18 protein-coding genes, 2 tRNA genes and 3 rRNA genes are annotated in these 26486 nt (G+C 40.4%); 18 read left to right on the top strand and 5 right to left on the bottom strand.

Translation table 11 applies throughout. The features are described 5' to 3' along the window. The first annotated feature begins 186 nt into the window (after positions 1 to 186). The 16 genes from HUW48_RS21090 to HUW48_RS21015 all read left to right on the top strand — a co-directional run bounded on the left by HUW48_RS21090 (position 187) and on the right by HUW48_RS21015 (position 18043). Positions 187 to 2421, top strand: a complete 2235-nt coding sequence (locus tag HUW48_RS21090; protein ID WP_246343565.1) for a RelA/SpoT family protein — start codon at positions 187 to 189, stop codon at positions 2419 to 2421. 70 nt (positions 2422 to 2491) lie between these two features. Beyond that, positions 2492 to 2959 (top strand): Fur family transcriptional regulator, encoded by a 468-nt coding sequence (locus HUW48_RS21085; protein ID WP_394368423.1) that lies wholly within the window; start codon positions 2492 to 2494, stop codon positions 2957 to 2959. Beyond that, positions 2956 to 3300, top strand: coding sequence for an STAS domain-containing protein (locus HUW48_RS21080; RefSeq protein WP_182412810.1), 345 nt, complete (start codon positions 2956 to 2958; stop codon positions 3298 to 3300). Before HUW48_RS21085 ends, HUW48_RS21080 begins: the two co-directional genes overlap by 4 nt. Before the next feature lie 69 nt (positions 3301 to 3369). Further along, a complete protein-coding gene (locus tag HUW48_RS21075; protein WP_182412809.1) occupies positions 3370 to 4638 on the top strand; it encodes an adenylosuccinate synthase in 1269 nt (422 codons plus the stop codon). Positions 4639 to 4767: 129 nt separating this feature from the next. Beyond that, on the top strand, positions 4768 to 4941 hold the full coding sequence (locus tag HUW48_RS21070; RefSeq protein WP_182412023.1) for a hypothetical protein: 174 nt from the start codon (positions 4768 to 4770) through the stop codon (positions 4939 to 4941). 608 nt (positions 4942 to 5549) lie between these two features. Then, a 16S ribosomal RNA gene (locus HUW48_RS21065) occupies positions 5550 to 7070 on the top strand. 208 nt (positions 7071 to 7278) lie between these two features. Further along, positions 7279 to 7355, top strand: a tRNA-Ile gene (locus HUW48_RS21060). 6 nt (positions 7356 to 7361) lie between these two features. Beyond that, positions 7362 to 7435 (top strand) — tRNA-Ala (locus HUW48_RS21055). Positions 7436 to 7621: 186 nt separating this feature from the next. After that, positions 7622 to 10515, top strand: a 23S ribosomal RNA gene (locus HUW48_RS21050). Between the two features lie 143 nt (positions 10516 to 10658). Then, positions 10659 to 10770: ribosomal RNA gene (gene rrf / locus HUW48_RS21045) — 5S ribosomal RNA — on the top strand. Together the 16S, 23S and 5S rRNA genes with 2 tRNA genes alongside form the textbook arrangement of a ribosomal RNA operon. 726 nt (positions 10771 to 11496) lie before the next feature. Further along, positions 11497 to 13512: a BatA domain-containing protein gene (locus tag HUW48_RS21040; protein WP_182412808.1), complete on the top strand. Its 2016-nt coding sequence runs from the start codon at positions 11497 to 11499 to the stop codon at positions 13510 to 13512. 1 nt (position 13513) lies between these two features. After that, complete coding sequence (locus tag HUW48_RS21035; protein ID WP_182412807.1) at positions 13514 to 14800, top strand: dihydroorotase; 1287 nt, start codon at positions 13514 to 13516, stop codon at positions 14798 to 14800. A gap of 43 nt (positions 14801 to 14843) precedes the next feature. Then, positions 14844 to 15356: a DUF4199 domain-containing protein gene (locus HUW48_RS21030; protein WP_182412806.1), complete on the top strand. Its 513-nt coding sequence runs from the start codon at positions 14844 to 14846 to the stop codon at positions 15354 to 15356. Positions 15357 to 15381: 25 nt separating this feature from the next. Beyond that, the gene (locus tag HUW48_RS21025; protein ID WP_246343564.1) at positions 15382 to 15918 is read left to right on the top strand and encodes a DUF4199 domain-containing protein; all 537 of its coding nucleotides are present in this window, start codon (positions 15382 to 15384) and stop codon (positions 15916 to 15918) included. A gap of 9 nt (positions 15919 to 15927) precedes the next feature. Beyond that, entirely contained in the window at positions 15928 to 16914 is a 987-nt protein-coding gene (locus tag HUW48_RS21020; RefSeq protein ID WP_182412805.1) for a glycosyltransferase family 2 protein, read from the top strand. Further along, entirely contained in the window at positions 16907 to 18043 is a 1137-nt protein-coding gene (locus HUW48_RS21015) for a glycosyltransferase (protein ID WP_182412804.1), read from the top strand. Before HUW48_RS21020 ends, HUW48_RS21015 begins: the two co-directional genes overlap by 8 nt. Here the strand turns inward: HUW48_RS21015 and HUW48_RS21010 are convergent. Together HUW48_RS21010 and purB are read right to left on the bottom strand one after the other, a co-directional pair. Further along, positions 18018 to 19133 (bottom strand): glycosyltransferase family 9 protein, encoded by a 1116-nt coding sequence (locus HUW48_RS21010; protein WP_182412803.1) that lies wholly within the window; start codon positions 19131 to 19133, stop codon positions 18018 to 18020. The genes HUW48_RS21015 and HUW48_RS21010 overlap by 26 nt on opposite strands. Before the next feature lie 40 nt (positions 19134 to 19173). Continuing rightward, positions 19174 to 20523: an adenylosuccinate lyase gene (purB, locus tag HUW48_RS21005; RefSeq protein ID WP_182412802.1), complete on the bottom strand. Its 1350-nt coding sequence runs from the start codon at positions 20521 to 20523 to the stop codon at positions 19174 to 19176. A 252-nt stretch (positions 20524 to 20775) separates the two neighbouring features. On the opposite strand from purB, the gene HUW48_RS21000 reads away from it, so the two are divergent. Next, on the top strand, positions 20776 to 22788 hold the full coding sequence (locus HUW48_RS21000; protein ID WP_246343563.1) for a biosynthetic peptidoglycan transglycosylase: 2013 nt from the start codon (positions 20776 to 20778) through the stop codon (positions 22786 to 22788). Positions 22789 to 22856: 68 nt separating this feature from the next. Here the strand turns inward: HUW48_RS21000 and HUW48_RS20995 are convergent, their stop codons facing one another. Beyond that, positions 22857 to 23108, bottom strand: coding sequence for a hypothetical protein (locus HUW48_RS20995; protein ID WP_182412801.1), 252 nt, complete (start codon positions 23106 to 23108; stop codon positions 22857 to 22859). A gap of 239 nt (positions 23109 to 23347) precedes the next feature. Next, positions 23348 to 24133: a phosphatase PAP2 family protein gene (locus HUW48_RS20990; RefSeq protein WP_182412800.1), complete on the bottom strand. Its 786-nt coding sequence runs from the start codon at positions 24131 to 24133 to the stop codon at positions 23348 to 23350. Between the two features lie 254 nt (positions 24134 to 24387). Here HUW48_RS20990 and HUW48_RS20985 point away from each other — a divergent pair, with 254 nt between their 5' ends. After that, positions 24388 to 25236: a phosphatase PAP2 family protein gene (locus HUW48_RS20985; RefSeq protein ID WP_182412799.1), complete on the top strand. Its 849-nt coding sequence runs from the start codon at positions 24388 to 24390 to the stop codon at positions 25234 to 25236. Positions 25237 to 25296: 60 nt separating this feature from the next. Here the strand turns inward: HUW48_RS20985 and HUW48_RS20980 are convergent, their stop codons facing one another. After that, on the bottom strand, positions 25297 to 26484 hold the full coding sequence (locus tag HUW48_RS20980) for a hypothetical protein (protein ID WP_182412798.1): 1188 nt from the start codon (positions 26482 to 26484) through the stop codon (positions 25297 to 25299). Positions 26485 to 26486: the final 2 nt, after the last annotated feature.

Genomic DNA, 26486 nt, shown 5'->3' with positions numbered 1-26486 from the left:
CAATATAGGCGGGTATAACAGTTATATAGTTAATGTTGGCCTTTTTAATTTAATATCAGAAGTTTTCCTGTAAAGTAGTTCTCGCTTAAAATAGGCACGATATAGTAGTAAATTATGTTATTAGGATAAGTACATTTGGTTCCAAGTAAGAAGACGCTAAACGTTTAGCAATTGCTATTATGTAAAATGCGACGAAACGCACCTTATACAAAAATGATTGACCCAGAAGAAGAGCGAAAAGAAATTCTACGTCATTATCGCCGGTTACTAAAATATGCCAAGCCTTTTTTAAAAGATAATGATGCAAAAATTATTAAAAAAGCATTTAATACCTCGTTAGAGGCGCACAAGAATATGCGTCGTAAGTCGGGCGAGCCTTACATTCTGCATCCATTAGCGGTAGCACAAATTGCTGTAGAAGAAATTGGTTTGGGTACTACCTCTATTGTGGCCGCCTTGTTGCACGATGTAGTAGAAGATACTGAACTCGAAATTCCGGATATAGAGCGGGAATTTGGGCACAGCGTAGCTCGGATTATTGAAGGACTTACTAAAATTTCCGGCGTTTTTGATTATGGTACGTCGCAGCAAGCCGAAAATTTCCGGAAAATGCTTCTTACTCTTTCGGACGATGTACGTGTAATTCTGATTAAGCTGGCTGACCGCTTACATAATATGCGTACCCTGGATAGCATGGCTCGGGACAAACAATTAAAAATTGCCTCGGAAACAATGTATCTGTATGCCCCATTGGCTCATCGCCTGGGCCTGTACGCTATAAAATCGGAGTTGGAAGATTTATATCTAAAATATACCGATACCGAAACCTATAAAGAAATAACGAATAAAATCCGGCAAACAAAATTAGCCCGAAACAAGTTTATTAAAGATTTTGTATCGCCTCTGGAAGAAGAATTAGCGCGGCAAGGGTTTGATTTTGAAGTAAAAGGGCGTCCTAAATCCATCTACTCTATTCTAAAGAAAATTCGTAAGCAAAATATCACCTTCGATGAAGTATATGACTTATTTGCTATCCGGATTATTTTGAATGTGCCTTTAGAAATAGAAAAAGCAGCATGTTGGTCGGTTTATTCCATTGTAACCGATTTTTATCAACCCAATCCGGATCGATTGCGGGATTGGGTAAGTACGCCACGTGCTAATGGTTACGAGTCGTTACATACTACGGTCATGAGTCATACGGGACAATGGGTAGAAGTTCAAATCCGGAGCCAGCGCATGGATGATATTGCGGAAAAAGGTTATGCAGCTCATTGGAAATATAAGAGCGAAGGTAATACCGGCGGGCATGAATCAGGATTGGAGCAATGGATCAATAAGGTTCGGGACATGCTCGACACAAATAATTCTAATGCGCTGGAGTTTATGGATGACTTCCGGAAAAATTTATTTGTCGAAGAGGTTTTTGTATTTACGCCAAAAGGTCAGTTAATTATTTTACCGGATAAAGCTACCGCTCTGGATTTTGCCTTTGAAATTCATACCCAAATTGGCACGCAATGTATCGGGGCAAAAGTAAATCAAAAGCTTGTTCCCTTAAGTTATCGGCTTCATAACGGCGACCAGGTAGAAATATTAACTTCCCAAAAACAACGGCCATCCGAAGAGTGGCTTAAATTTGCAACTACTTCCCGGGCACGGTCAAAAATTAAAGAATACTTACGAGAAGATCGGAAAATTAAAGCAGAAGAAGGCAAAACTATCGTAGAGAAGCGTTTGCAACAGTTAGGAATTGAACCTTCCTTATCTAATTTAAACCGCCTTTTTACTTTCTTTCATGTGCCGCATCCGCAGGAGTTTTACTTCCGGATAGCCATTAATAAGATTGAGGTCAAGGATATTAAAGAAGAGATTTTTGATCATAATCTGGTTCTTGAGCGGGTAAAAAATGACCATTTCGATCAAAAAAGCTTCGACAAGGAAGTACAGAAAATACGAGGAGTAACCTCTGACATGTTGGTAATCGGGGAGAATACCTCTAAAATAGCTTATAGCATTGCTGCTTGCTGTAATCCTATTCCGGGCGATGATGTATTTGGTTTTGAGACGGAAACAGAAGGCATAATTATTCACCGTACCTCTTGCCCGAAAGCGGTAGAATTAATGTCTAATTACGGTAATCGCATTGTAAAAGCTAAATGGACAGATCAATATGAATTAGTATTTCTGGCCGGAATTCGGATTAAAGGCACAGACCGGGTAGGAATGGTAAATGATTTAACTAAAGTTATTTCTAATAGCTTAAAGGTAAATATGCGGTCTATTACTTTAGATTCGCATGACGGAATTTTTGATGGTAAAATTATGGTTTTTGTTAACGATACCAGCCATTTAGAAAAGTTAATTCAGCGTCTTAACCGGGTGAACGGAGTAATTCTGGTAGAACGATTCGATTCATAATAGTTTGATTACTCTACTTAAAGGTAGAATTTAGTAAATTTTAGTAAGTTTTTAATGAAAGGTTATAAACGTGTTAGATCCAATAAAATATAACGAAGTAAAAAAAATATTTACCGCTTACCTCGAAAGTAAAGGTTTGCGGAAAACTCCCGAGCGCTACGCCATTCTGGAAGAAATTTATTCCCGTACTGGACACTTCGATGTAGAGTCGTTGTACATTAGTATGAAGAATAAGAATTATCAGGTAAGTCGGGCTACGGTGTATAACACCTTAGATTTACTGGTAGAAAACGATTTAGTAAGTAAGCACCAATTTGGCCGTAATCTGGCTCAGTATGAAAAATCGTATGGGTACCGGCAGCACGACCACGTAATTTGTACGGAGTGCCATAAGGTTGTCGAGTTCTGCGATCCTCGAATTCATAATATTCAGACCATGGTAGGGGAACTATTAAATTTTCATATCTTGCACCATTCTTTGAATTTATACGGCATCTGTGCTGATTGCCGGGCAAAAAACAACGCGCAAAATTCATGAAACTGGAAAGTACCGTTACAGAAGATATAGTTTACGTTCGATTACAAGGTGATTTAATTGGTAACCCGGATTCTCAACAATTAGTTGAGCTGGTAAATAGTAGCATTAATAATACAAAGTTGCTTTGTGCCGTAGATTTATCAGAAGTGCGTTTTATAAATAGCAGTGGTATTGGCGTTTTGGTTTCTTTATTAACTAAGTTTCGTAATCGGGGAGGTGAAATGGTGCTGATCAATCCGTCAGAACAAATTCGTAAACTCCTTATTATTACTAAACTCAATAATATATTTACAATAACAGATACAGATCAGGCAGCTGCCGATTTTTTAAGTAAGTCCTGAATTTCCTCTCTTATTCAGGTTTAATTAATTCCTTAACATCCTTATTTTCACTAAATACTCCTTATTTAAATGGCAGTAGATATATTAATTGGTCTTCAGTGGGGCGACGAAGGCAAAGGTAAAATTGTAGACGTATTAGCACCTACTTACGACATTGTAGCGCGTTTTCAAGGTGGGCCTAATGCAGGCCATACTTTAGAATTCGATGGTATTAAGCATGTTCTGCACCAAATACCCTCTGGTGTTTTTCATCCTGACATTATTAATATTATTGGCAATGGTGTAGTGCTAGATCCAATAATTTTTAAAGCGGAAATGGAAAAACTATCTGCTCGCGGTGTGGATGCAGCTAAAAACCTTTTTATATCAAAAAAAGCATCTCTTATTCTTCCTTCCCATAAATTTATTGACCGGGTATCCGAAGAAGCTTTAGGTGAAAATAAGATTGGTTCTACACTTAAGGGAATTGGTCCAACTTACCAAGATAAAATAGGCCGCTCTGGTTTGCGCGTTGGAGATATTTTGCTTGCCGATTTTAATGACCGATATAATCGGATAATTGAACGGCATCGGAAAACAGTAAGTTTTTACCAGCGTGACTTAGATATTTCAGAGCAGGAAAAAGAATTTTTTGAAGCTGTTGAGTACTTAAAAACTCTTCGGTTAGTGGATAGTGAATATATGATTAACCAAGCCCTAAAAGATGGGAAGCGTATTTTAGCTGAAGGAGCACAAGGGTCTTTGCTGGATATTGATTTTGGTACGTATCCCTTTGTTACGTCTTCTAATACCTTAGTTGCTGGAGCTTGTACTGGTTTAGGTGTGGCTCCAAGGCATATTGGCGAAGTATATGGTATATTTAAAGCGTACTGTACGCGAGTAGGTAGTGGTCCTTTTCCGACAGAATTGTTAGACCAGGTAGGAGAGAACATTCGCCAGGCCGGTCATGAGTTTGGATCAACTACGGGTAGGCCTCGCCGATGCGGTTGGATAGATCTGCCAACTTTAAAATATTCCATTATGTTAAATGGAGTTACTCAGCTTAATATGATGAAGGCTGATGTGTTAGATGATTTTGAAGAAATTAAGGTATGTACCCACTATAAATTACCTTCCGGCGAATTAATAGATACTGTTCCGCACCAATTTATTGATGGGGAATTAACACCTTATTACACTACTTTGCCCGGTTGGAAAGCTGATACTAGTAAAATTGTAAGTTTCGATGGTCTGCCAGATGCATTTCACTCCTACATTAACTTCTTAGAAAACCAACTGCAAATTCCAATAACAATTGTAAGTGTTGGCCCGGATAGAATTAGCACTTTAAGAAAATAGCTAAAAAGATATATGTAAATCCAAGTCTTTATTCGAATGTAAAGTGGCTTAATATAGGAACGAGAAAGGGGCTTAGGAGGAATTTTTTCTTGGGGGGGAATCAGGGAGTTAGGCCGGGGGCGAGGGAAAATGGGGGTTGGTATTAGGAAAAGCGGCGGGGGAAGTGTTACCTTTGTGCACCGCAACGAAAAAGGGGGAGATAAGTTTCCTTTTTTTCTTCGGCCAAAAGCATGGGCGGGAGGCGAGCCCGAAAAGAAAAAGAAGAGTCTGGTAGCCGGCTGGACCGGGGTTCTACTCCGATAAAAAGTAGGGACCCATAAGGGGGGTAAAATAAAGTGAGCAGAAAGTTTGCGCAAGCGGGGAAAGGCTCGTACTTTTGTCTTCTGTTTCGGCGAAAAGCGCCGATTAAAGCCCGGTAAATTTCGAAAAAAAAGTTTCCTTAAAGTTTGGAGGTTTGAGAAAAGATTCGGACTTTTGCCCTCCCAAATCGACAGCAGGTTGAGGCAAGAAAAGCAGGCAGGAAAGCCTTTTCGTTTGAAGGAGCGAAGAGGTAGTTTTCGGAGAGAGGGAGGAGGAAATAGGGGAGTGAAAAAAAAAGATTAAAATTTTTACTTTCAGATTTGGAAAGAAGGAAAAAGATGTTGACCTTTGCACTCCCAAAACGAAACAAGGTTTTTTCAAAAGAGAAAAGACGGGAAAAAGAGAGAAAATAATCTTGCTTAATGAGCAGTTAAGAAGGTTGCCTAAGTAAACGACAGGTTTACAAAAGTTCTTTGAATGAGTGAGAAAAGAGAATAGCAAACCGCATAAGTGCTACATCTCATCTTGATGGTGAGAGGGTCTTATGTTAAAAGAGCAGGTAACCATCCAGCGAGACAAATTTGAGTAGTGATACTCACAAATTATATTCTACAATGGAGAGTTTGATCCTGGCTCAGGATGAACGCTAGCGGCAGGCCTAATACATGCAAGTCGAACGGGCTGGAGTAGCAATACTCCAGTTAGTGGCGCACGGGTGCGTAACGCGTATGCAACCTACCTTTTATTGGGGGATAGCCCGAAGAAATTCGGATTAATACCGCATAATATCATTTGAGGGCATCTGAGGATGATTAAAGCTACGGCGATAAAAGATGGGCATGCGTGTCATTAGCTAGTTGGTGGAGGTAACGGCTCACCAAGGCAACGATGACTAGGGGTTCTGAGAGGATGATCCCCCACACTGGTACTGAGATACGGACCAGACTCCTACGGGAGGCAGCAGTAGGGAATATTGGGCAATGGAGGAAACTCTGACCCAGCCATGCCGCGTGCCGGATGAAGGCCTTCTGGGTTGTAAACGGCTTTTACCAGGGAAGAAAATACCTTTGCGAAGGGAACTGACGGTACCTGGTGAATAAGCACCGGCTAACTCCGTGCCAGCAGCCGCGGTAATACGGAGGGTGCAAGCGTTGTCCGGATTTATTGGGTTTAAAGGGTGCGTAGGCGGCTTGATAAGTCCGTGGTGAAAGCCAACAGCTCAACTGTTGAACTGCCATGGATACTGTCAGGCTTGAGTACAGACGAGGTAGGCGGAATGGATAGTGTAGCGGTGAAATGCATAGATACTATCCAGAACACCGATTGCGAAGGCAGCTTACTAGACTGTAACTGACGCTGAGGCACGAAAGCGTGGGGAGCGAACAGGATTAGATACCCTGGTAGTCCACGCCGTAAACGATGATAACTCGATGTTGGCGATACACGGCCAGCGTCTTAGCGAAAGCGTTAAGTTATCCACCTGGGGAGTACGCCCGCAAGGGTGAAACTCAAAGGAATTGACGGGGGCCCGCACAAGCGGTGGAGCATGTGGTTTAATTCGATGATACGCGAGGAACCTTACCTAGGCTAGAATGCGCGTGACCGCCTCAGAGATGAGGCTTCCCTTCGGGGCACAAAGCAAGGTGCTGCATGGCTGTCGTCAGCTCGTGCCGTGAGGTGTTGGGTTAAGTCCCGCAACGAGCGCAACCCCTATCTTTAGTTGCCAGCGGGTAATGCCGGGGACTCTAGAGAGACTGCCTGCGCAAGCAGTGAGGAAGGTGGGGACGACGTCAAGTCATCATGGCCCTTACGCCTAGGGCTACACACGTGCTACAATGGGCGGTACAGAGGGTCGCTACTTAGTAATAAGATGCCAATCTCAAAAAACCGTTCTCAGTTCGGATTGAGGTCTGCAACTCGACCTCATGAAGCTGGAATCGCTAGTAATCGCGTATCAGCAATGACGCGGTGAATACGTTCCCGGGCCTTGTACACACCGCCCGTCAAGCCATGGAAGTCAGGGAGACCTGAAGATCGTAACCGTCTAGGAGCGATTTAGGGTAAAACTGGTAACTGGGGCTAAGTCGTAACAAGGTAGCCGTACCGGAAGGTGCGGCTGGATCACCTCCTTTCTGGAGCTGATGGTTACTCTAACCGGTTAGCTATTCTCTCTCTCTTATTCAAACCTTATTGCTACTAACGACTGGTTAGTAGTCAGGAAAAAAAGAAGTGGCATCATAGCTGCGTGTAAGCTTGAGAAGCAAACGAGAGCGGGCAAGGACAAGAAAGAAGGACTTCAAGCTTAAGAAAGCCGGAGCATGCAACTCAACTGAAGAATGAGGGCTTGTAGCTCAGGTGGTTAGAGCGCTACACTGATAATGTAGAGGTCCCTGGTTCGAGTCCAGGCAGGCCCACCAGCACATGGGGGATTAGCTCAGCTGGCTAGAGCGCCTGCTTTGCACGCAGGAGGTCAACGGTTCGACTCCGTTATTCTCCACACTTAAATAGTACCTCAGTAAAGGCAACAGGTCTTTACTACTAAACTTAGGATTTTTTGTTTGGCTGGCCGATGTATCCCATCGACCCACAAGCGAGCAACTAACGCCTAAGATAAAGTTCTTTGACATAATGGCAAGAGAAAAACTAGAGTAGACTGTAAATACGAGTAAAGAGTAAATTTTTTAAGAAAGTTACTAAGGGCGTATGGGGGATGCCTAGGCTCTCAAAGGCGAGGAAGGACGTGATAAGCTGCGATAAGCTCGGGGGATTGGCACATACGAAGTGATCCCGAGATTTCCGAATGGGGCAACCCGGCTAGTTGAAGACTAGTCACACCGCAAGGTGAGCAAACCCGGAGAACTGAAACATCTAAGTACCCGGAGGAAGAGAAAATAAAAATGATTCCCTGAGTAGTGGCGAGCGAAAAGGGAAGAGCCCAAACCAGTATTGTTACGGCAATACTGGGGTTGTAGGACCACGAGATGGGACTGAAAAGTAAAGCTAAATTACCTGGAAAGGTAAGCCAGAGAAGGTGATAGCCCTGTCAGCGTAAGCTTTTCAGCCTTAGTGGGATCCTGAGTAGGGCGGGACCAGCGAAATCCCGTCTGAATCTACCGGTACCATCCGGTAAGGCTAAATACTTTTGAGAGACCGATAGTGAACCAGTACCGTGAGGGAAAGGTGAAAAGAACCTTGAATAAAGGAGTGAAATAGAACCTGAAACCATACGCTTACAAGCGGTCAGAGCCTCTTCGTGGGGTGATGGCGTGCCTTTTGCATAATGAGCCTACGAGTTACTCCTCTCTGGCAAGGTTAAATGTTTGAAAACATGGAGCCGCAGCGAAAGCGAGTCTGAATAGGGCGCATAGTCAGAGGGGGTAGACGCGAAACTTTGTGATCTACCCTTGACCAGGTTGAAGTGTGGGTAACACCACATGGAGGACCGAACCAGTTTCCGTTGAAAAGGATTTGGATGAGTTGAGGGTAGGGGTGAAAGGCCAATCAAACTGAGAAATAGCTCGTACTCCCCGAAATGTTTTTAGGAACAGCGTCGTGGTTAGAGTTTTAGAGAGGTAGAGCTACCGATTGGACTAGGGGGAGTCACATCCTACCGAATCCAGACGAACTCCGAATGCTCTAAAATATACGCGGCAGTGAGGCGTGGGGTGCTAAGGTCCCACGCCGAGAGGGAAACAACCCAGACCATCAGCTAAGGTCCCTAAATCTATACTAAGTTGAACAAAGGAGGTCCAGTTGCTTTAACAGCCAGGATGTTGGCTTGGAAGCAGCCATTCATTTAAAGAGTGCGTAACAGCTCACTGGTCGAGCGACAGGGCATCGATAATAATCGGGCATCAAGTATAGTACCGAAGCTATGGATATGTAGTAATACATGTGGTAGGGGAGCATTCTCATCGGCGTTGAAGGTGCCTGGTAATGGGTGCTGGAGCGATGAGAAAAGCAAATGTAGGCATAAGTAACGATAATGCAGGTGAGAAACCTGCACGCCGTAAGACTAAGGTTTCCTGAACAACGCTAATCGGTTCAGGGTTAGTCGGGTCCTAAGGCAATACCGAAAGGTTAAGTCGATGGACAACGGGTTAATATTCCCGTACTAGCTTCATAGAGTGATGTGGTGACGGAGGAGTGAAAGGTCTGCGTACTGACGGAATAGTACGTTGAAGGTGGTAGGTAGTAGTTTGGTAGGCAAATCCGCCGAACTAGCTGAAAGCCGATAGTACACCAACCCTTCGGGGGCGGTGATATGACCCTAATCCGACTTCCAAGAAAACCCGCTAAGCGTTTACTATGAAGCTACCCGTACCGTAAACCGACACAGGTAGTCGAGGAGAGCATCCTCAGGCGCTCGAGTGAATCACGGCCAAGGAACTCGGCAAAATGGCCCTGTAACTTCGGGAGAAGGGGCGCTTCCTTGCAGCAATGCAAGAAGCCGCAGTGAAAAGGCCCAGGCGACTGTTTAACAAAAACACATGGCTTTGCGAAATCGAAAGATGAAGTATAAGGCCTGACACCTGCCCGGTGCTGGAAGGTTAAGAGGGGGGGTTAGTCCGCAAGGGCGAAGCTCTGAATCGAAGCCCCAGTAAACGGCGGCCGTAACTATAACGGTCCTAAGGTAGCGAAATTCCTTGTCGGGTAAGTTCCGACCTGCACGAATGGTGTAACGATCTGGGCGCTGTCTCAGCCGTGAGCTCGGTGAAATTGTAGTCTCGGTGAAGATGCCGAGTACCCGCAACGGGACGGAAAGACCCCGTGCACCTTTACTATAGCTTAACATTGACTCTGGATAATTCATGTGTAGGATAGGTGGGAGTCTATGAAGCGGTGTCGCTAGGCATCGTGGAGACAACGTTGAAATACCACCCTTGAATTATTTGGAGCCTAATCTCGCAAGGGAAACAGTGTTTGGTGGGTAGTTTGACTGGGGTGGTCGCCTCCAAAAGAGTAACGGAGGCTTTCAAAGGTACCCTCAGCACGCTTGGTAACCGTGCGTAGAGTGCAATAGCAAAAGGGTGCTTGACTGTGAGGCCGACAAGCCGAGCAGGTACGAAAGTAGGATATAGTGATCCGGTGGTTCCGCATGGAAGGGCCATCGCTCAAAGGATAAAAGGTACGCCGGGGATAACAGGCTGATCTCCCCCAAGAGCTCATATCGACGGGGAGGTTTGGCACCTCGATGTCGGCTCGTCACGTCCTGGGGCTGGAGAAGGTCCCAAGGGTTCGGCTGTTCGCCGATTAAAGTGGCACGCGAGCTGGGTTCAGAACGTCGTGAGACAGTTCGGTCCCTATCTGTTGTGGGCGTAAGAAATTTGAGAGGACCTGACCTTAGTACGAGAGGACCGGGTTGGACAAGCCGCTAGTGCACCGGTTGTGACGCCAGTTGCAGCGCCGGGTAGCTACGCTTGGATGAGATAAGCGCTGAAAGCATCTAAGTGCGAAACTCACCTCAAGATGAGATTTCTTTTAAGGGTCGTGAGAGATGATCACGTTGATAGGCGGCAGGTGTAAAGCAAGAAACTGCAAAGCTGAGCCGTACTAATTACCCGTAAACTTTCTTAAAAACCCTGTTTACTTCCAGTCCACGGTAGCGTTTTCTCTTGCCCATTTATGTTACGCTAGCACGTGGTGCTAGTGAATAAGACTTTAGCCATTATCAAAGCTGCCCAGGCAGCTTCGCTTACTTAACCAGTAAGCCGAACAATAATGGTGGTTATAGCGCGGGTGTTCACCTCTTCCCTTTCCGAACAGAGCAGTTAAGCCCCGTAGCGCCAATGGTACTGCAATCACATGCGGGAGAGTAGGTAGCCGCCAACCCCTTTTTTCCTCTGAACGCCCCCACCTTCCTTGAAGATGCGGGCGTTCTGCTTTTTAGTGAAATGGGTAGCGGATTCTTGCCTTATTCTTCTCTCTTTATAAAAATGAAAGAACCTGGAAAGGTATAATCACGGGTTTAGGTATCACGTATTACCATAATTAACTATTTAGAACCTCACTATTTAGAACGTCAATATTTAGAACCTTAACGTACAAGTAGAAGAGAACAACTTCCAAAAAGTTCTTGCCTACCAAGATTAGTGGAAATGATTGGTAATCTAACCCTTGAACCTTGGTGACCTTATAGTACCGCTTCACGAGGACCAAGGCAATTTATGCTAAATTGGCTCTTAACCTAAAGCTAAAGAAAGAGAGCATAGAAAAAATCTTCGAAGCCCTTCCCAAAGCGGAAGTTAATGGAAGAGATGTGCCACCAAACATTAATAGTCATCAGCAAGGCATGCTAGGAGTTAAATTTAAGTAAGTCGGTTTACTACTATCAAATAGCGAAATAGAACCAGCCAGTTTAAGAAGTTTTACAGCAGAAAGCCGAGCAGCATCCCCGCTAAGGCTTTAGAAAATACAAATGATTTATTTATTATACTGACAATAAAGAGGTAACTTCTAATAACAAAGTTTGATTTAAAGCTAATTTATTACATTATAATAAACTTCTTTATATGTAAGTTAGTAAATTACATACTTTAGTTTAAAAAGAAATTTGTAATGAGTTTTCTCTTCCCGACCTTCTTGTATGGTTTACTCGCGGTTAGTATTCCTATTGTAATACACTTAATTGAATTACGAAGAGCGAAGCATGTTTTCTTTACTAATTTAAAATTTATTAAAGAAGTAAAAAGCATTACTGCTAGCCATAGGAGATTAAAACAATGGCTCATTCTCCTAGCTCGTATATGTTTTATTATTTCATTAGTTTTATTGTTTAGCCAACCATACCTGTCTAATGGAAACAAGATAGGTTTGTCTACTAATAGAGCGAAAGTGTTTATTGATAATTCATTTAGCATGCAGAATGAAGCTAAAATTGGCAATAATACTTTATTGCAAACTGCTCTAGACCAAACAAATGAATTAACTAAGTTTTTTAATGTAAATTCTTCTTACCAGATAAGTACAAATTCGAAGTTTTCATATACTGATTTAAATAAATCTAATTTTCAGAAACAAGTAGGGCTTATAAAAGAAGCGGTTAACTCCCGTTCTCTGCATTCTATATTTTCCTGGTTCAATCAAGAAGAAGATAGAAAGCCATTTAAGGGTTTTCTATTCTCTGATTTTCAAAAGTCGATAGTTAAGCCTAATTCTTTCCAGATACCTGACAATGTAAATGAATATTATTTAGTACCAATTCAAAGCTCAAGTGAAAATAACTTATTGATAGATACTGTTTATAGCGAAGATGTATTTATAAGACAAAATGAAGAGAATGCGCTTCAAGTAAGAGTACGTAACGCAGGAATTACGGAAAAAGATTGTCAGGTTAAATTCTTTATTGATAATAAACAGGTTTCAGCGTTAAGTGTAAATGTGCCACCTAACCGAACCGTTCCATTTACCCTAAATTACCGATTAAGTAGTAACAATATGGCAAATTGCAGGATTGTTATTGAAGATTTTCCAGTGACTTTTGATAATACTTTTTATTTTATTCTAAAGCCTTCAGAAAGCATTAAGATTTTAGAAATTAATTCCAATAACTTAATTGGTAATAATCTATTTACAAACGAAAATATATTTAGATATACAGCCTCCTCTGTAAATAATATAAATTATAAACAAATTAATCAGGCCGATTTAATTGTTTTAAATAGCATTAACGATATAGATGCTCCTTTGGCGGATAACTTACGTTCATTTGTTCAGGATGGAGGTAACATCCTTATCATACCAGGTGATAAGGTTAATTATAATTCTTATCAAAGTTTCTTAGCTAAATTACAATTAAGCAATGTGCAATTAGTACAGAATCAGCAAGGAGCAAGTAAAAGTTTACTCGCGTACCCTGAAATACGTAACCCGTTTTTCCAAAATATATTCAGCGAGCAAAATCGTAATACTATTTTACCACAAGGTACCAGGCTTTGGCGCTGGAATCGGTCTGCTAGTGATATTTTATCTTTTAAAGAAGGGGGAAGCTTTTTGTCTTCTTTTAGATTAGGCAATGGTCAGATTTATATGTTTGCTTCGCCTTTAACAGAAGCTTATTCCGATTTTCAGAATCATGCTTTGTTTGTGCCGGTAATGTATAAAATAGGAATGCTTAGTTCTCGGGAGCAACAGCCTTTAGCCTACTCCATGAGTAATCGTATTCTTACTATTCCTTTTAAACAAAGTGCGCCAGCAGACCAAATAGTACAATTACGTAAGGATAGCACATCTTTCATTCCGGAGCAACAAGTTCGGAAAAACGAATTGGTTCTTGGTATTCCGGCTGAGGCAAACGAAGCAGGATTTTATGAATTAATCCAAAAAGATTCAGTACTAGCTAGATTAGCTTTTAATTTTGATAAAAAAGAATCTTTTTTAAAGCAGTATACAGTACAAGAACTGCAAAGACTTACGGCAGGGCAAAAAAATATTCATGTAATTAATGCTACAAACCAACTAGACTTAAAAAAAGAGTTAACAACCGAAAATTTAGGTGTACCTCTATGGAAATATTGTCTAATATTGTGTCTTGTTTTTATGTTCACAGAAATTTTACTAATCCGATATTTCTAACATGCAGGTATTACTTAAATCAGTAAAAGTAATTGCTCCCGCTTCTAAATTGCATCAGAGTACCACTGATATATTGATTAAAGATGGTTATATAAGTGATATTAGTCAAAATATACCAACACCTAATTCAGAAACAGAAACAATTAACCAGGCTGGTTTATGCGTTTCTGTGGGGTGGCTAGATATGAATGCCTGGATTGGTGATCCCGGTTTTGAACACAAGGAAGATTTACAAAGTGCAGCTCTGGCTGCAGTGAAAGGCGGATTTACCGAAGTAGCTTGCCTACCTAATGTAGAACCAGTGCACCAAACCAAGAACTCGATTGGGTATATTCAAAATCGTTCGAGAATATTGCCGGTAAGTTTTTATTCCCTAGGAGCAATCACTATGAATGCTCAAGGAAAAGAACTTACCGAAATGATAGATTTGCATGTAGCAGGAGCTATTGCTTTTACGGATGGTTTACAGCCAGTGCAACAGGCTGATGTACTTGTAAAAGCTTTGCAATATGTACAATTTTTCGATGGACTTTTGATTCAGAAACCCGAGAATAGTAGCCTTACGCAACACGGTTTAATGCACGAAGGCATTATGAGCACGCAATTAGGATTAAAAGGCATGCCTTCCCTGGCCGAAGAAGTAGTTGTGACTCGGGATATAAAATTACTTAAATATACGGGTGGTCGTTTGCATTTTACTTTAATTTCTTCGGCAGAGGCAGTTGAATTAATCCGGGAAGCTAAACGAGAGGGATTAAATATTACCTGCGATATGGCCGCTTTCCAAACGGCCTTTACCGACGAAGAGATATTACCTTTTGATACCAATTATAAAGTAAATCCACCTTTCCGATCTCAGCGAGACAGAGAAGCTTTATTACAAGGTTTAGCGGATGGTACGATTGATGCATTAGTTTCGGCGCACCGCCCTCAAGACACTGAATCTAAGAATCTGGAGTTTGATTTAGCAGAGTTTGGAATTACAAGTTTAGAAACTGCTTTTGCTGTGGCAAATACTTATTTAAGTCCTGTAATTGGCCTGGAACAAGTAATTACAAAATTAGCTTTTGCGCCGCGTAATATCTTAAAAAAAGAAATCCCCGCCATTAAAGTAGGGGAAGTAGCTAATTTAACTTTATTTAACCCGAATCAGACCTGGATTCCGAGTGAATCTAGCACAGCTTCTAAAAGTAAAAATAATCCTTTTTTTGACCATACGTTGCAAGGGCAAGTTTTTGGTATTGTAAACAAAAATCAGTTGGTGTTAAATCCCGATTATACTCTCTAGCAAAAGAAGGCTTTCCTAAAAGTACCAGAATTAATTTATAGCAATGTTGGAGCAAGCAGTTTTAAGAACAGCCGTACGATTTGGAGTATTAGCAGCAGGGGCTAGTTTCTTAGTGATACTAATCGTTTACCTAACAGGGAATAATCCGTACGGCCAGAATGCTTTTTATGCTTTATTCTTACTACCGGTGTTCTTATTTACAGGTACTGCTTATTATAAAAGAAAATTTAATTCAGATTTAAGGTTTTTTAAAGGTTTAAAACTGGCATGGTTAACCTCCTTTATAGCGGCCATAACTTTTGGGTTATTAATTTATGCGTTTTCTTTGATAGTGGGAGCAGAAGCACTGCAAGGGCATATTCAGGAAATGAAAACCATGATGGAACAGAATAAAAGTCACTTTCTTAACTTGCCAAATGGAAAACAGGTTTACGCTTTAAACTATACCAAGCTCGACCAAATTACCGTTAAATCTTTAGTTCTCGATAATTTTTTGAAATTGTTACTAGTAGGTTTTTTATTCTCCTTAGTATCAGCTACATTTTACCGAAAATAAAGCATTTAAACTAATTTAAACGGTTATGGATAATTATTCTACTACAACGGTAGCTCCTTCAAAAAATGCTATTGCCCTACGTTACGGACTAATCTGCGGGATTATTTCTATTGTTTACTCGCTTATTTTAAATATTACAGACCTGGCTTTTACCAATAAAGCCTTAAGTTGGATATCGTTTGTTATTCTGATTGGGGCTATTGTATTAGCCATGCGGGAATTTAAACGGCAGAATAATAATTACATGTCTTACGGGCAAGGCTTGGGTATAGGAACTCTCGTAACAACAGTATCAAGTTTGCTAGGAGGAATTTTTACTTTTATCTACGTAAAATTTATTGATACAGGCTTTATTGATAAAATGCGTGAGATGCAGGTATCCGAACTAGAAAAGAGAGGTATGAGCGATGATCAAATAGAACAAGCAATTTCGGTATCTGAAAAAATGATGACTCCTGGTATGATAGTAGTATTTGCTGTTTTTGGAGGTTTATTTTTTGGATTTTTATTATCGTTAGTTATTTCGGCTATACTAAAGCGTACCCGACCTGAATTTGAATAAATAATTTTAATGCAAAAACCCGATTTAGATATATCGGTAGTGATTCCCCTTCTGGACGAAGCAGAATCCTTACCGGAACTTACCCAGTGGATTAGCCGTGTGATGGTTTCGCACGGCTATTCTTATGAAATTATTTTAGTAGATGATGGTAGTACCGATAATTCTTGGAACGTTATTCAGGACCTTTCTGCTATAAATCCCGCAATCAGGGCCATCCGGTTTAACCGGAATTATGGTAAATCAGCTGCTTTAAATGTTGGTTTTAAGGAAACACGTGGTAAAGTAATCATTACCATGGATGCCGATTTACAAGATAGCCCGGATGAAATACCGGAGTTATACCAAATGATTACCGAACAAGGATATGATTTAGTTTCGGGTTGGAAGAAGAAACGTTTTGATCCTTTGTCTAAAACTATTCCGACGAAATTATTTAATGGGGTTACCCGTAAAATTTCCCGGATACCTTTGCATGATTTTAATTGTGGGTTGAAAGCCTACGATCAAAGGGTAGTAAAAAGTATTGATGTATACGGCGAAATGCACCGTTATATTCCGGTAATTGCCAAGTGGAACGGCTTTAAGAAAATTGGGGAGAAGGTAGTACAGCACCGCGAGCGGAAATATGGTACTACTAAATTTGGGCTAGAACGATTTGTTTACGGATTTCTTGATTTACTATCCATTACATTTGTTTCTCGGTTTAAGAAACGCCCCATGCACTTTTTTGGTGCCATGGGTACCTTATCTTTTCTGATAGGTTTTGTTATTACCATGTGGCTGATTGGTGATAAAATATATTCTTCATTTTACCTGCACCAGCGCACCCGCGATGTGGTCGCGCAACCATTATTCTTCCTGGCCTTAGTAGCCTTAATAATTGGAGTACAGCTATTTTTAGCTGGTTTTCTAGCCGAAATGATTTCCCTTACGGGTAGTCGTAAAAAGGAGTATCTAATCCGGGATCAGATAGGATTAAGGCCAACGCATGTCTAAAATAGTAATTGTTGGACCGGCTCATCCGTTGCGCGGTGGCTTAGCTACTTATAACGAACGATTAGCTAAAGCTTTTCAGCAAGACGGCGACGAATTAGAAATAATTACTTTTAGTTTGCAGTACCCCAGTTTTTTGTTTCCGGGTAAGACTCAGTACTCCGACGAAGCTCCTCCTCTTAATTTAAATATTAAAGCATTTATAAATTCTGTAAATCCCATTTCTTGGCTAAAAACGGGTAACTATTTACGTCAGCAAAAACCAGATATACTAATTTTTCGATTTTGGCTGCCTTTTATGGGACCAGCCTTAGGCACCATTGCCCGTGTAGTAGCCCGCAATAGGCATACAAAAATTGTAGCTATTACCGATAATGTCATTCCGCACGAAAAACGAATGGGCGATTTGCCTTTTACTAAATATTTTTTGCAGGCCTGCCAAGGTTTTGTAACCATGTCGAAAGCCGTGCTAGGTGATTTAAAAAAGCTGCAACCTACTAAAGTAAAAGTATATCATCCGCATCCTTTGTACGATAATTTTGGAGAGCCTCTTTCAAAACTCGAAGCGCAACGTTTATTAAACTTAAACCCCGACTACCATTACATTTTATTTTTTGGGTTTATCCGGAGTTACAAGGGGCTGGATATTTTATTAAAAGCTTTTGCCAGCGAAAAACTGGCTCAGTATAAAAAATTAAAGCTTATCATTGCCGGCGAGTTTTACGAAAGTCCTGAAGTGTATAACCAATTAATAACGCAATACCAATTAGAAGATAAAATTATACGTGCTACGGATTTTATCCCGAACAACCAGGTAAGACAATATTTTTGCGCGTCTGATTTAGTTGTTCAACCTTACAAACAGGCTACTCAAAGTGGGGTTTCGCAGATTGCGTATCATTTTAATAAGCCTATGGTAGTAACAAATGTAGGAGGGTTAGCCGAATTGGTGCCAGACGGTAAGGCAGGTTATGTTACTCCCGTAGATCCGGAAGCTATTGCCGCAGCCATTGCAGATTTTTACGAAAAGGACCGGGAAGCTTTTCTGACGGAACAAGTTAGTATATTAAAAAAGCAGTTTTCCTGGGAAAGTATGGTGCAAACGCTTAAGCAAGTGGCGGCGCAGGTATAACTCCTGATTTTAGCGTATCTTTAACGGCTTGCCAAACTTTAGCGGCAGGTAAATCTTCCATGCAGGAAGTGCCAAATTTACAAGTACCCCGGTAAAAACAAGCACAATCTTTATTCGGCTGAATAATTACGCCCCGACCGTACAGTTCAAATTCGTGGGGATTAAAGATGTTGTTCAGCAGAACCATTTTCTTGCGCAACGCAATGGCAATGTGCATGGCCATGGTTACCTGCGTAACAATTACGTCCATCTGGTACATTAGATTAATAAATTGCTCTAACTTAAAATAACCTAAGTAAGTAGCCTTAGAAGCTTCACTGAGTCGTTTATTGCGAGCATCTTCTTGTTCACCTCCCAATAATACCACCGTAAAGTTTTGCTGCTGTAGTAAACGAATAAGCTCTAGCCATTTCTCATCCGACCACAGCCGGGTTGTCCAACGGTCACCGCAACCGGTATTCAGGCCGATAAGTGGTTTGGTACGGTCAAGTGGCCATACATAACCTTTGTCTTCGTGGGTGTCAAAAATATATTCTTCGTAGTTAAACTGCCAACCGCACAATTCAAAGATTTCTTCTACGTACGACTTTTTATTTGCCAGACTTACTTGGTCAAAAACCCCGGTTAAATACTTATGATTGGCTAACGAATTAGATGGATAAGCAACACCATTTTGTAAGGTGTAACCAAATTTTTGTTTTGCCGAAATGGTATCGTGCAGGGCGCAGGCTTCTTTGTCTTTATCTAAATTGAATAAGATATCAAAACTGGTGTTTTGCAGATACAGAATGGCCGCTAAGTCAAATTTTAAAATTTCTTCTATTTCGTTTTTGGGAAGAATAGCTGGCGTATGGGTGAGCCAGGTAATTTTAGCTTGTGGATAAGTAGCCCGTATTTTCCGGAGTAATGGCGTTGTTCGGATTACATCGCCAATCGCCCCTAATTTAATAATAAGAATGCGCGTTTGAATAGGCGTATAAACCGGACAATCATTGCATATATAACCCGATTCTTTATTTGGTTTACAGGGAACATCGCCCCGGAAATAAATGCAATCGGTATTTACTTTTATGCCATTTAAAACGGACATGCTACTTAGGTCGAAGTTAAAAACTTATGAGTTAGAAATGCTAAAACAGAATTCCCGTGTAATTAAACGGAGTAATTGCTTTTAATTCTGTTTTTACAGCATCATTTACATTCAGAGTATCAATAAATTGGCTAATGGTTTGAGCAGTGATTTTTTCGTTTACCCGGGTAAGAGCCTTTAAAGCTTCGTAGGGTTGCGGGTAACCTTCCCGACGCAGGATAGTTTGAATGCCTTCGGCTACTACCGCCCAGTTTTCTTCTAAATCCTGCTTTAAAGCCAATTCATTCAGTTCTAATTTACTAATTCCTTTCCGTAAAGATTTTAAGGCAATAATAGTATGAGCCAACGGCACGCCCAAGTTACGTAATACAGTAGAATCGGTAAGATCGCGTTGTAAACGGCTGATGGGTAATTTAGCTGCTAAAAACTCCAGTAAGGCATTAGCTATTCCAAAATTACCTTCGGCATTTTCAAAGTCAATTGGATTTACTTTATGCGGCATGGCCGATGAGCCTACTTCCCCCGCCTTAATTTTCTGTTTAAAATAACCTACCGAAATATATTGCCAAACGTCGCGGGCAAAATCAATTAAAATAGTATTTAAACGCTTAACGGCATCAAAAAAAGCAGCTAAGTTATCGTAATGCTCAATTTGAGTAGTGTATTGGCTGCGGTTTAATCCTAAAGTTTGGTTTACAAATTTGTTGGCAAAAGCAATCCAATCTATTTGCGGGTAAGCCACAAAATGCGCATTAAAATTACCAGTAGCACCGCCAAATTTAGCAGAATAAGGTATGGCTTCTAACTGGGCTAATTGCCCCTGCAAACGTTCGGCAAAAACTTGTATTTCTTTGCCTAAGCGAGTTGGCGAAGCCGGTTGCCCGTGGGTGCGGGCTAATAAAGAAATATTTTTCCAGGACACCGCCATTTGCTGTAATTCCTCCATCATTTGTTTAAAAGCTGGTAAAAGCTGCGTTTGAGCGGCATCTTTTAACGAAAGCGGTATAGCAGTGTTATTAATATCCTGGGAGGTTAAACCAAAATGAATAAATTCCTTGTAGGCTTCTAAACCCAATTGATCGAAATGGTTTTTAATAAAATATTCCACGGCTTTTACATCGTGGTTCGTTGTTTTTTCAATTTCTTTAATGGCTGTAGCATCTTCTACCGAAAAGTTCTGGTAAATCTGGCGTAAATCGCTAAATACCTGTTGGTTTACTGCCGATAATTGAGGTAAGGGTAACTCGCATAACGCAATAAAATACTCAACTTCCATTTGAACCCGGTACTTTATTAGCCCCCATTCTGAAAAATAAGGTGCCAATTCGGCAGTTTGCCGGTGGTATCGTCCGTCAATAGGAGAAAGGGCAGTAAGCGATTGCAATTTCATATTTTCGTATTTTTGTCAAAGATACGCACGATAATTTAAATAAACGTGGCAAGAAAGCTGCAAAACATGCTAGAATTAAAGAAATGGAGTTACTTTTGTGAACCCATATTAGCTGGTAAAACTCTTATAAGTCTAACCTTTAACCGACTATTTTACGTTTACAGGAAAGTGCCGAAATTAAACCTGGTACCGCTAATAGTATTAACTTACAGAATATCGTTATTCTGTTAATTTGTCTTAAATTCTGCTACGTTGAACCCGAAAATACAAGAAATTTTAAATAGTAGAGGTGCTAAAATTGCCGGAAAAGTTGCTGCCGCAGCGGCAGTGGTATTACTTATTGCGTTTAGTGTATTATTTATTTTCCGCCGGAATATTCTGCAATTTGTTGTAAAAGAAGTTATTACCCGAGTAGAACGTAAGTATCCGGTAGACTTAATTATTGGTAAAGCCGATTATGTTGGCGTTAAAACCGTAATTATGCGCGATATTGCTTTAATACCTAAAGGCGGTGATACTTTATTTACTACCGATAGTGTGGATGCTGAAATTAGTTTATGGACTATTTTTAAAGGCCGCGTAGTATTTAGTGATCTTAAAATAGCGAATGCCTTTTTAACTGCCCGGAAAACCAAAGATCAAAATAATTTTAGTTTTTTACTCCGCAAGAAAACTCCTGCAGCTCCCAGAGATACAACCCAAGGTCGTAATTACGGCGAAATCCTGAATCGCTTAATTGAAACGGCTTTTGAGAATGTACCGGATGCGGTTACTTTCCGGAATTTATTGGTTACTTACGAAAGTCAAAATCGTAATATAAGAGTGAATATGCCCTTACTTACCATAGATGATGGCGATATAAGCAGTTCACTTACGGTGCAAACCGATTCTTTGATCAACAAACTGCACGTAGATGGCAGTATTAACCCCGATGATTACCAGCTTTCGGCTAACTTATATACTACTGATACGGCCGGCATCCGGATCCCGTACATAAAAGAAAAATACGGCGCTAAACTTTCCTTCGACTCCCTTAAAGTTAGCTTAACCGATAAAGTTTATAAAAGAGACCGACTCACGATTAAAGGCGAAGGTCAAATGAATAAACTGCTGGTAAATCACCCGAAAGTAGCAGATGGCGATGTGGAGATAGACAAAGGAGCGATTGACTACGTTGTCACCATTGGCGAAAATTACTATTCTTTAGATACTCTCTCGCGGGTAACAGTAAATAAAATGGTAGTTTATCCGCAAGCGCGTTTAATTACCAAACCTTCTAAGCGGGTGGCCTTAAAAGTGCATTCTGCCCAAACCGAAGCCAATGACTTTTTTCAATCGTTGCCTAAAGGGATGTTTGAAACCCTGGAGGGTATAAAGGCTAAAGGCTATTTAACTTACAAGATGAACTTCTATGTAGATTTAGCACAAATAGATAGTTTAAAGTTTGATTCTGATTTAGAAGGTAAGAATTTTAATGTTTTGGAATACGGTAATACGGATTTAGGCCGGATGAATCAGCCATTTGAGCATACGGTTTATGAGTACGGTAAACCTTTGCGTACTTTCATTGTTGGCCCACAGAACCCGAACTTTACTCCTTATAACCAAATTTCTAACTACTTAAAAAATAGTATTCTTACTTCCGAGGATTACGGCTTTTTTAAACATAAAGGGTTTCACGAAGGCGCTTTCCGGCATTCCATGATTACGAACCTGAAAGAAAAGAATTTTACCCGGGGCGGGAGTACTATTTCAATGCAGTTGGTTAAAAACGTATTTCTTACCCGTAAAAAAACAGTTGCCCGCAAGGTAGAAGAAATGCTGATTGTTTGGCTCATTGAAAATAACCGCATTACTTCTAAACAACGCATGTACGAGGTTTATTTAAATATTATTGAATGGGGGCCGAATGTGTATGGGGTGAAAGAAGCATCCCGGTTCTTCTTCGAGAAATATCCGGCAGAGCTTAATTTAGCGGAGAGTTTATTTTTAACCAGTATTATTCCTAAACCCAAAGCCTACCGGTATTCTTTCGATGCCTACGGTAATTTACGTAATCGGTCGCGTTATTTCTTTAAACTTATCTCCGGAATAATGCTGCGTCGCGGTCTTATTTCGCGCGAAGAGTATGATAATTTGTACCCACACGTAAATTTAGCAGGTCGGGCGCGCGATTTAATTGTTACTGCTACGCCAGCTCCAGATACTACCGCCGTAGATTCGCTGCAAATAGATTTAGTTACTCCAATTGATTTATTGGATTAACAGTGTAATTACTAATTTTAAGCTTTTTAGTAATTTTTTTTAGAAAATACCTATATTCAGAAAAATAACTACTTTCTCTGAACATCGGTAATATCAATTTCATCCAGGTAGGTGGTTAAGCAGGCGGTATCTGTAAAGCCTCGAATTAAACCTACTTCATGACTGCCTTTGGTATACCAGACTTCTACAAAAAAGTCGGCAACATAATACAAATTAAAATCAAATTTACAGCCACTCCGGGTAGTCAGATATATTCCTTTCAGACATACAAAATGGGCGCGCCAATCAAGTGGTTGAATAAGAAAATCATCGAGGCTCATAATGGCAAATACGGCCAATATCAAAAATAGATATACGGTAAATTAAAATACGTAAAATACGGTTAATCAGATATTTCTACTTAGTTTAGTTGTTTGTGATCTTACCTTAGCTGGCAAGACGGCTTATATTAAAATTTTTAGGTTAGCTATCTAATTAGTAGCAATTAAATCAATAACACTTAAACTATTCTTAGTTATTTCTAGAAGTAAAATTTCATAAAGAAATTAGTAATTTCCGTTTAGCTTTTGGTTCGTTTTAACTGCTTCAGAGCCGAATACTCCATTAAGCCTACAGCTAATAATACCCATAACAAACCAAGTAAAAAACCAGCCGCAACATCGGTTAAGAAGTGAACGCCCAAATAAATCCGGCTAAAACCCATTAGTAAAATATAGCTAAGGCCTAAAATTATAATAAGAGAACGCACTTTGTTGCTTTTAACTTCTAACACAGCAATGTAACATAAAACCCCTACCAGAGCCATAGCACTCGTGGAATGCCCGCTTGGAAAAGAAAAGGAACCTTCGGTGGCATAATAAGCTAAGTTTAACGGTCGTTCCCGGTGAAAATAGAACTTCGAAAAATGCATAGAAATACCACTGCCCAAAACAGAAACTAAAAGTGCTAATAGTTGATATAACCTTTTTTTCCAGAGTAAAAGAATACTTATTAAGGTGGTAAGGGCGGTAACGCCATACACAGAACCCGCTTGGGTAAAATAATATAAAAGTAGGCTGATAAAAGGAGTACGTAAGTTAAAGAATGCTCCTGAAACCTCTGTGTCTAAATTTTTGACCTTTGGAGAGTTAACCACATGTTCAGTTATTTCCGAAAGCATACTTAGATTAATAAAAATTAAGGTAATTAAAATGGTAAAGGGAAGACCAAAAAAATCGCCGGTTTTAAATCTTTTCCGAATAAAAGCAAAAAGCCAGGGGTACTTTTGCTTCAGCCGCTGCATAAAAGGCAATTGAAAAAACCGTTTTATCTTTTTAGATAAAAGCAAAGGTATTTTGTAAAGCATAGCGGTTATATGTTTATCCTATTGGGCAATGTTGCGGTTTAATAATTTAGTAAATTTTAAATGCTTGCTTACATTAGTTACAGGTTTAGGTAAGTATTAGGTATGCATAGGTTTAACTTATATTCTCAAAAACTTATTTTGTTGCATACAAGCTGGATTTTGTAGATCGTAATAAATTAAGAGCAACCATTAAGTGTATTATTTCGAATGAATAGGATTTATAGTTGTACTCTTACAAAGCTTAACTACTATCTATGAAATCGGTTACCCAAATATGGCTGACTTTATCTTTATTTTTTTGTTTACTTAGCCCTCAACTTCAAGCCCAAGTCCAGGAAACAGATACTTTAAAAAAGTATCAGGATTCTACGCTAGCTCCCGCCAAAGTTCCTTTTTTTAAATCAAAGGGTTTTAAAGCCACTGTTGTTCCGGCAGTGCTTATCGGTTATGGTATTAGCACTATGAAAGACCATGGAATTTACAGCAGTTATGATGCTAAACGAGATTTGCAGCGTAATTTTCCAAATTTTAAAACTAAAGTAGACGATTACTTAATATTTGCCCCTTTTGTGGAATTAGCACTAGCTTATAGTCTGCAGTTTGAAGGCAACCATGATTATTTAAATACGGGCATTTTAATTCTGAAAGCAGAGGCTATTAATGCCGTTATGGTTTTTGGGCTTAAAAGTATTACCAAACAAGAACGCCCCAACGGGGAAAACTCTTATTCTTTTCCTTCGGGGCACACGGCACATGCTTTTCTGGCGGCTTCCATTATTCATTCGGAGCTACGCCATCGTAGCCAATGGTTTGGCATTGGGGCTTATACTATTGCTACCGGAGTGGGAGCGTTACGCATGCTAAACAACAAGCACTGGCAATCGGATGTATTTGCGGGGGCAGGAGTAGGTATTTTGTCATCACACCTGGCTTATTTGTCCCATCGGAACCGATGGGGACGCAAGCCTACCATTGTGTTTGCCCCAACTTATTTGTACGGAGTGCCAGGCATCAATCTTACCATCAATCTGGATCCTGCCAAGAGCAAAAATAAGTTCATGTTAAAACGATCGAGAAAACAAACGCCACTTGCGTACAAATAAATGCGGTACTTAATTTAATTGCTTATAAATATAAATGTCGGAAATTAGACTAATAATGCTTTAGAAAAGACCTACTGTTCCGCCTACCCAGTTAAAATCTTTATTATACCGTACTCCAATCATTTTGCCTCGGCTTAGCCGGGCCAGCGAAATAGCTAAAACAGGTTCTTCGGCATCATCAGGCCATAAATACATTAACCGGATTTCGCATTTTACCGGCGCTTCCGGCGTTTCGATAACGGGTTCGTAGGTTACTTTTTCTTGTAAAATCCAGTTCCCCGGATCCGGAATAGCTTTAATATCGGCTTCGGAAACATCAATTAACACACCTTGGCCAGCAAACGAAAATAACGGTTTGAGTACGTAATTTTGTAAATCCTTCGGGATGGTTTTTAAGTCGGAGAGGAAATAAGTAGCCGGCACGAACTCACTTTTTAGAAAAGGCATGGTGTATTTACTAATGCGATAAAACCAATTCGGGTGCGTTACCCATTCCAGTTGATCGGTAGTTAATAAATCCGGAACATTCCGGAAAGCTTCACTTTTATCCGTTATTTCATCAAAAATAAGTCGGTTGTAAATTTTCTTTACGGGTTGCTTTACACCTTCACGAAGGTAATAAAATTGATTTTCTTCTTGTAGCAATTCGTGCAACGCAACCATGGCAATACCTAGTTGCCGGGCAGTAAGGTAAAAATCAACGGCGGTTTTTTGCTCGGGAGCGTTAATATCCATTATAATAACTTCCTCAGGCGCACTATTTCCTACAATAGTACGTCGGAGAAGGTCAAAATAACTTTGTTGATCAGGATGGTGAAAATAAGGGGTAAAATCCCGGGTTACTGGAAAATGCTTTTTAAACTGTTCGGCTAATTCCGACTGAAAAGCATAAAGAGAAGGAAATCCTTGCAGTTCAATTAATTTAGGAATTAGCTCCCCATTGGCATCGCGGCAAACAGCAAAATCGAACGTTAAAAAATGGGGCTGTCCTTTTTCGTGGTCTACCTGCCAATTCTCCGGAATTGACTTTTGAGTAAGTTGTTTAAAATTTTCCTGCTGAATAATAGCTACTAGTTCATTTCCAGCTTTTACTAATTTTTCTTTAAACACTGCTGGAAGAAACACCGGGGTCTCGGCTATCCGAAATTCAATTTGGCGGGCTAAACCTTGGTTTAACTCGGCTAGTAATTGCTGATAGGCAGCAGACGTAAAAGCAGCATTATAAGCTTCCCGGGTTTCTTTAATCATTA

It is taken from the genome of Adhaeribacter radiodurans, assembly GCF_014075995.1.
GTDB lineage: Bacteria > Bacteroidota > Bacteroidia > Cytophagales > Hymenobacteraceae > Adhaeribacter > Adhaeribacter radiodurans.
The sequence above is the reverse complement of the archived record's forward strand: the minus strand, read 5'-3'. Positions and strand labels throughout refer to the sequence as shown.

What these genes read in the sequence shown, in the direction of transcription:
- HUW48_RS21090 (WP_246343565.1), top strand. Translation starts at nt 187, where the DNA reads ATGCGACGAAACGCACCTTATACAAAAATGATTGACCCAGAAGAAGAG.
- purB (WP_182412802.1), bottom strand. Translation starts at nt 20,523, where the DNA reads ATGAAATTGCAATCGCTTACTGCCCTTTCTCCTATTGACGGACGATAC.
- HUW48_RS21010 (WP_182412803.1), bottom strand. Translation starts at nt 19,133, where the DNA reads ATGTCCGTTTTAAATGGCATAAAAGTAAATACCGATTGCATTTATTTC.
- HUW48_RS21020 (WP_182412805.1), top strand. Translation starts at nt 15,928, where the DNA reads ATGCAAAAACCCGATTTAGATATATCGGTAGTGATTCCCCTTCTGGAC.
- HUW48_RS21080 (WP_182412810.1), top strand. Translation starts at nt 2,956, where the DNA reads ATGAAACTGGAAAGTACCGTTACAGAAGATATAGTTTACGTTCGATTA.
- HUW48_RS21035 (WP_182412807.1), top strand. Translation starts at nt 13,514, where the DNA reads ATGCAGGTATTACTTAAATCAGTAAAAGTAATTGCTCCCGCTTCTAAA.
- HUW48_RS21030 (WP_182412806.1), top strand. Translation starts at nt 14,844, where the DNA reads ATGTTGGAGCAAGCAGTTTTAAGAACAGCCGTACGATTTGGAGTATTA.
- HUW48_RS20985 (WP_182412799.1), top strand. Translation starts at nt 24,388, where the DNA reads ATGAAATCGGTTACCCAAATATGGCTGACTTTATCTTTATTTTTTTGT.
- HUW48_RS21015 (WP_182412804.1), top strand. Translation starts at nt 16,907, where the DNA reads ATGTCTAAAATAGTAATTGTTGGACCGGCTCATCCGTTGCGCGGTGGC.
- HUW48_RS21040 (WP_182412808.1), top strand. Translation starts at nt 11,497, where the DNA reads ATGAGTTTTCTCTTCCCGACCTTCTTGTATGGTTTACTCGCGGTTAGT.
- HUW48_RS20980 (WP_182412798.1), bottom strand. Translation starts at nt 26,484, where the DNA reads ATGATTAAAGAAACCCGGGAAGCTTATAATGCTGCTTTTACGTCTGCT.
- HUW48_RS21075 (WP_182412809.1), top strand. Translation starts at nt 3,370, where the DNA reads ATGGCAGTAGATATATTAATTGGTCTTCAGTGGGGCGACGAAGGCAAA.
- HUW48_RS20995 (WP_182412801.1), bottom strand. Translation starts at nt 23,108, where the DNA reads ATGAGCCTCGATGATTTTCTTATTCAACCACTTGATTGGCGCGCCCAT.
- HUW48_RS21070 (WP_182412023.1), top strand. Translation starts at nt 4,768, where the DNA reads ATGGGGGTTGGTATTAGGAAAAGCGGCGGGGGAAGTGTTACCTTTGTG.
- HUW48_RS21025 (WP_246343564.1), top strand. Translation starts at nt 15,382, where the DNA reads ATGGATAATTATTCTACTACAACGGTAGCTCCTTCAAAAAATGCTATT.
- HUW48_RS20990 (WP_182412800.1), bottom strand. Translation starts at nt 24,133, where the DNA reads ATGCTTTACAAAATACCTTTGCTTTTATCTAAAAAGATAAAACGGTTT.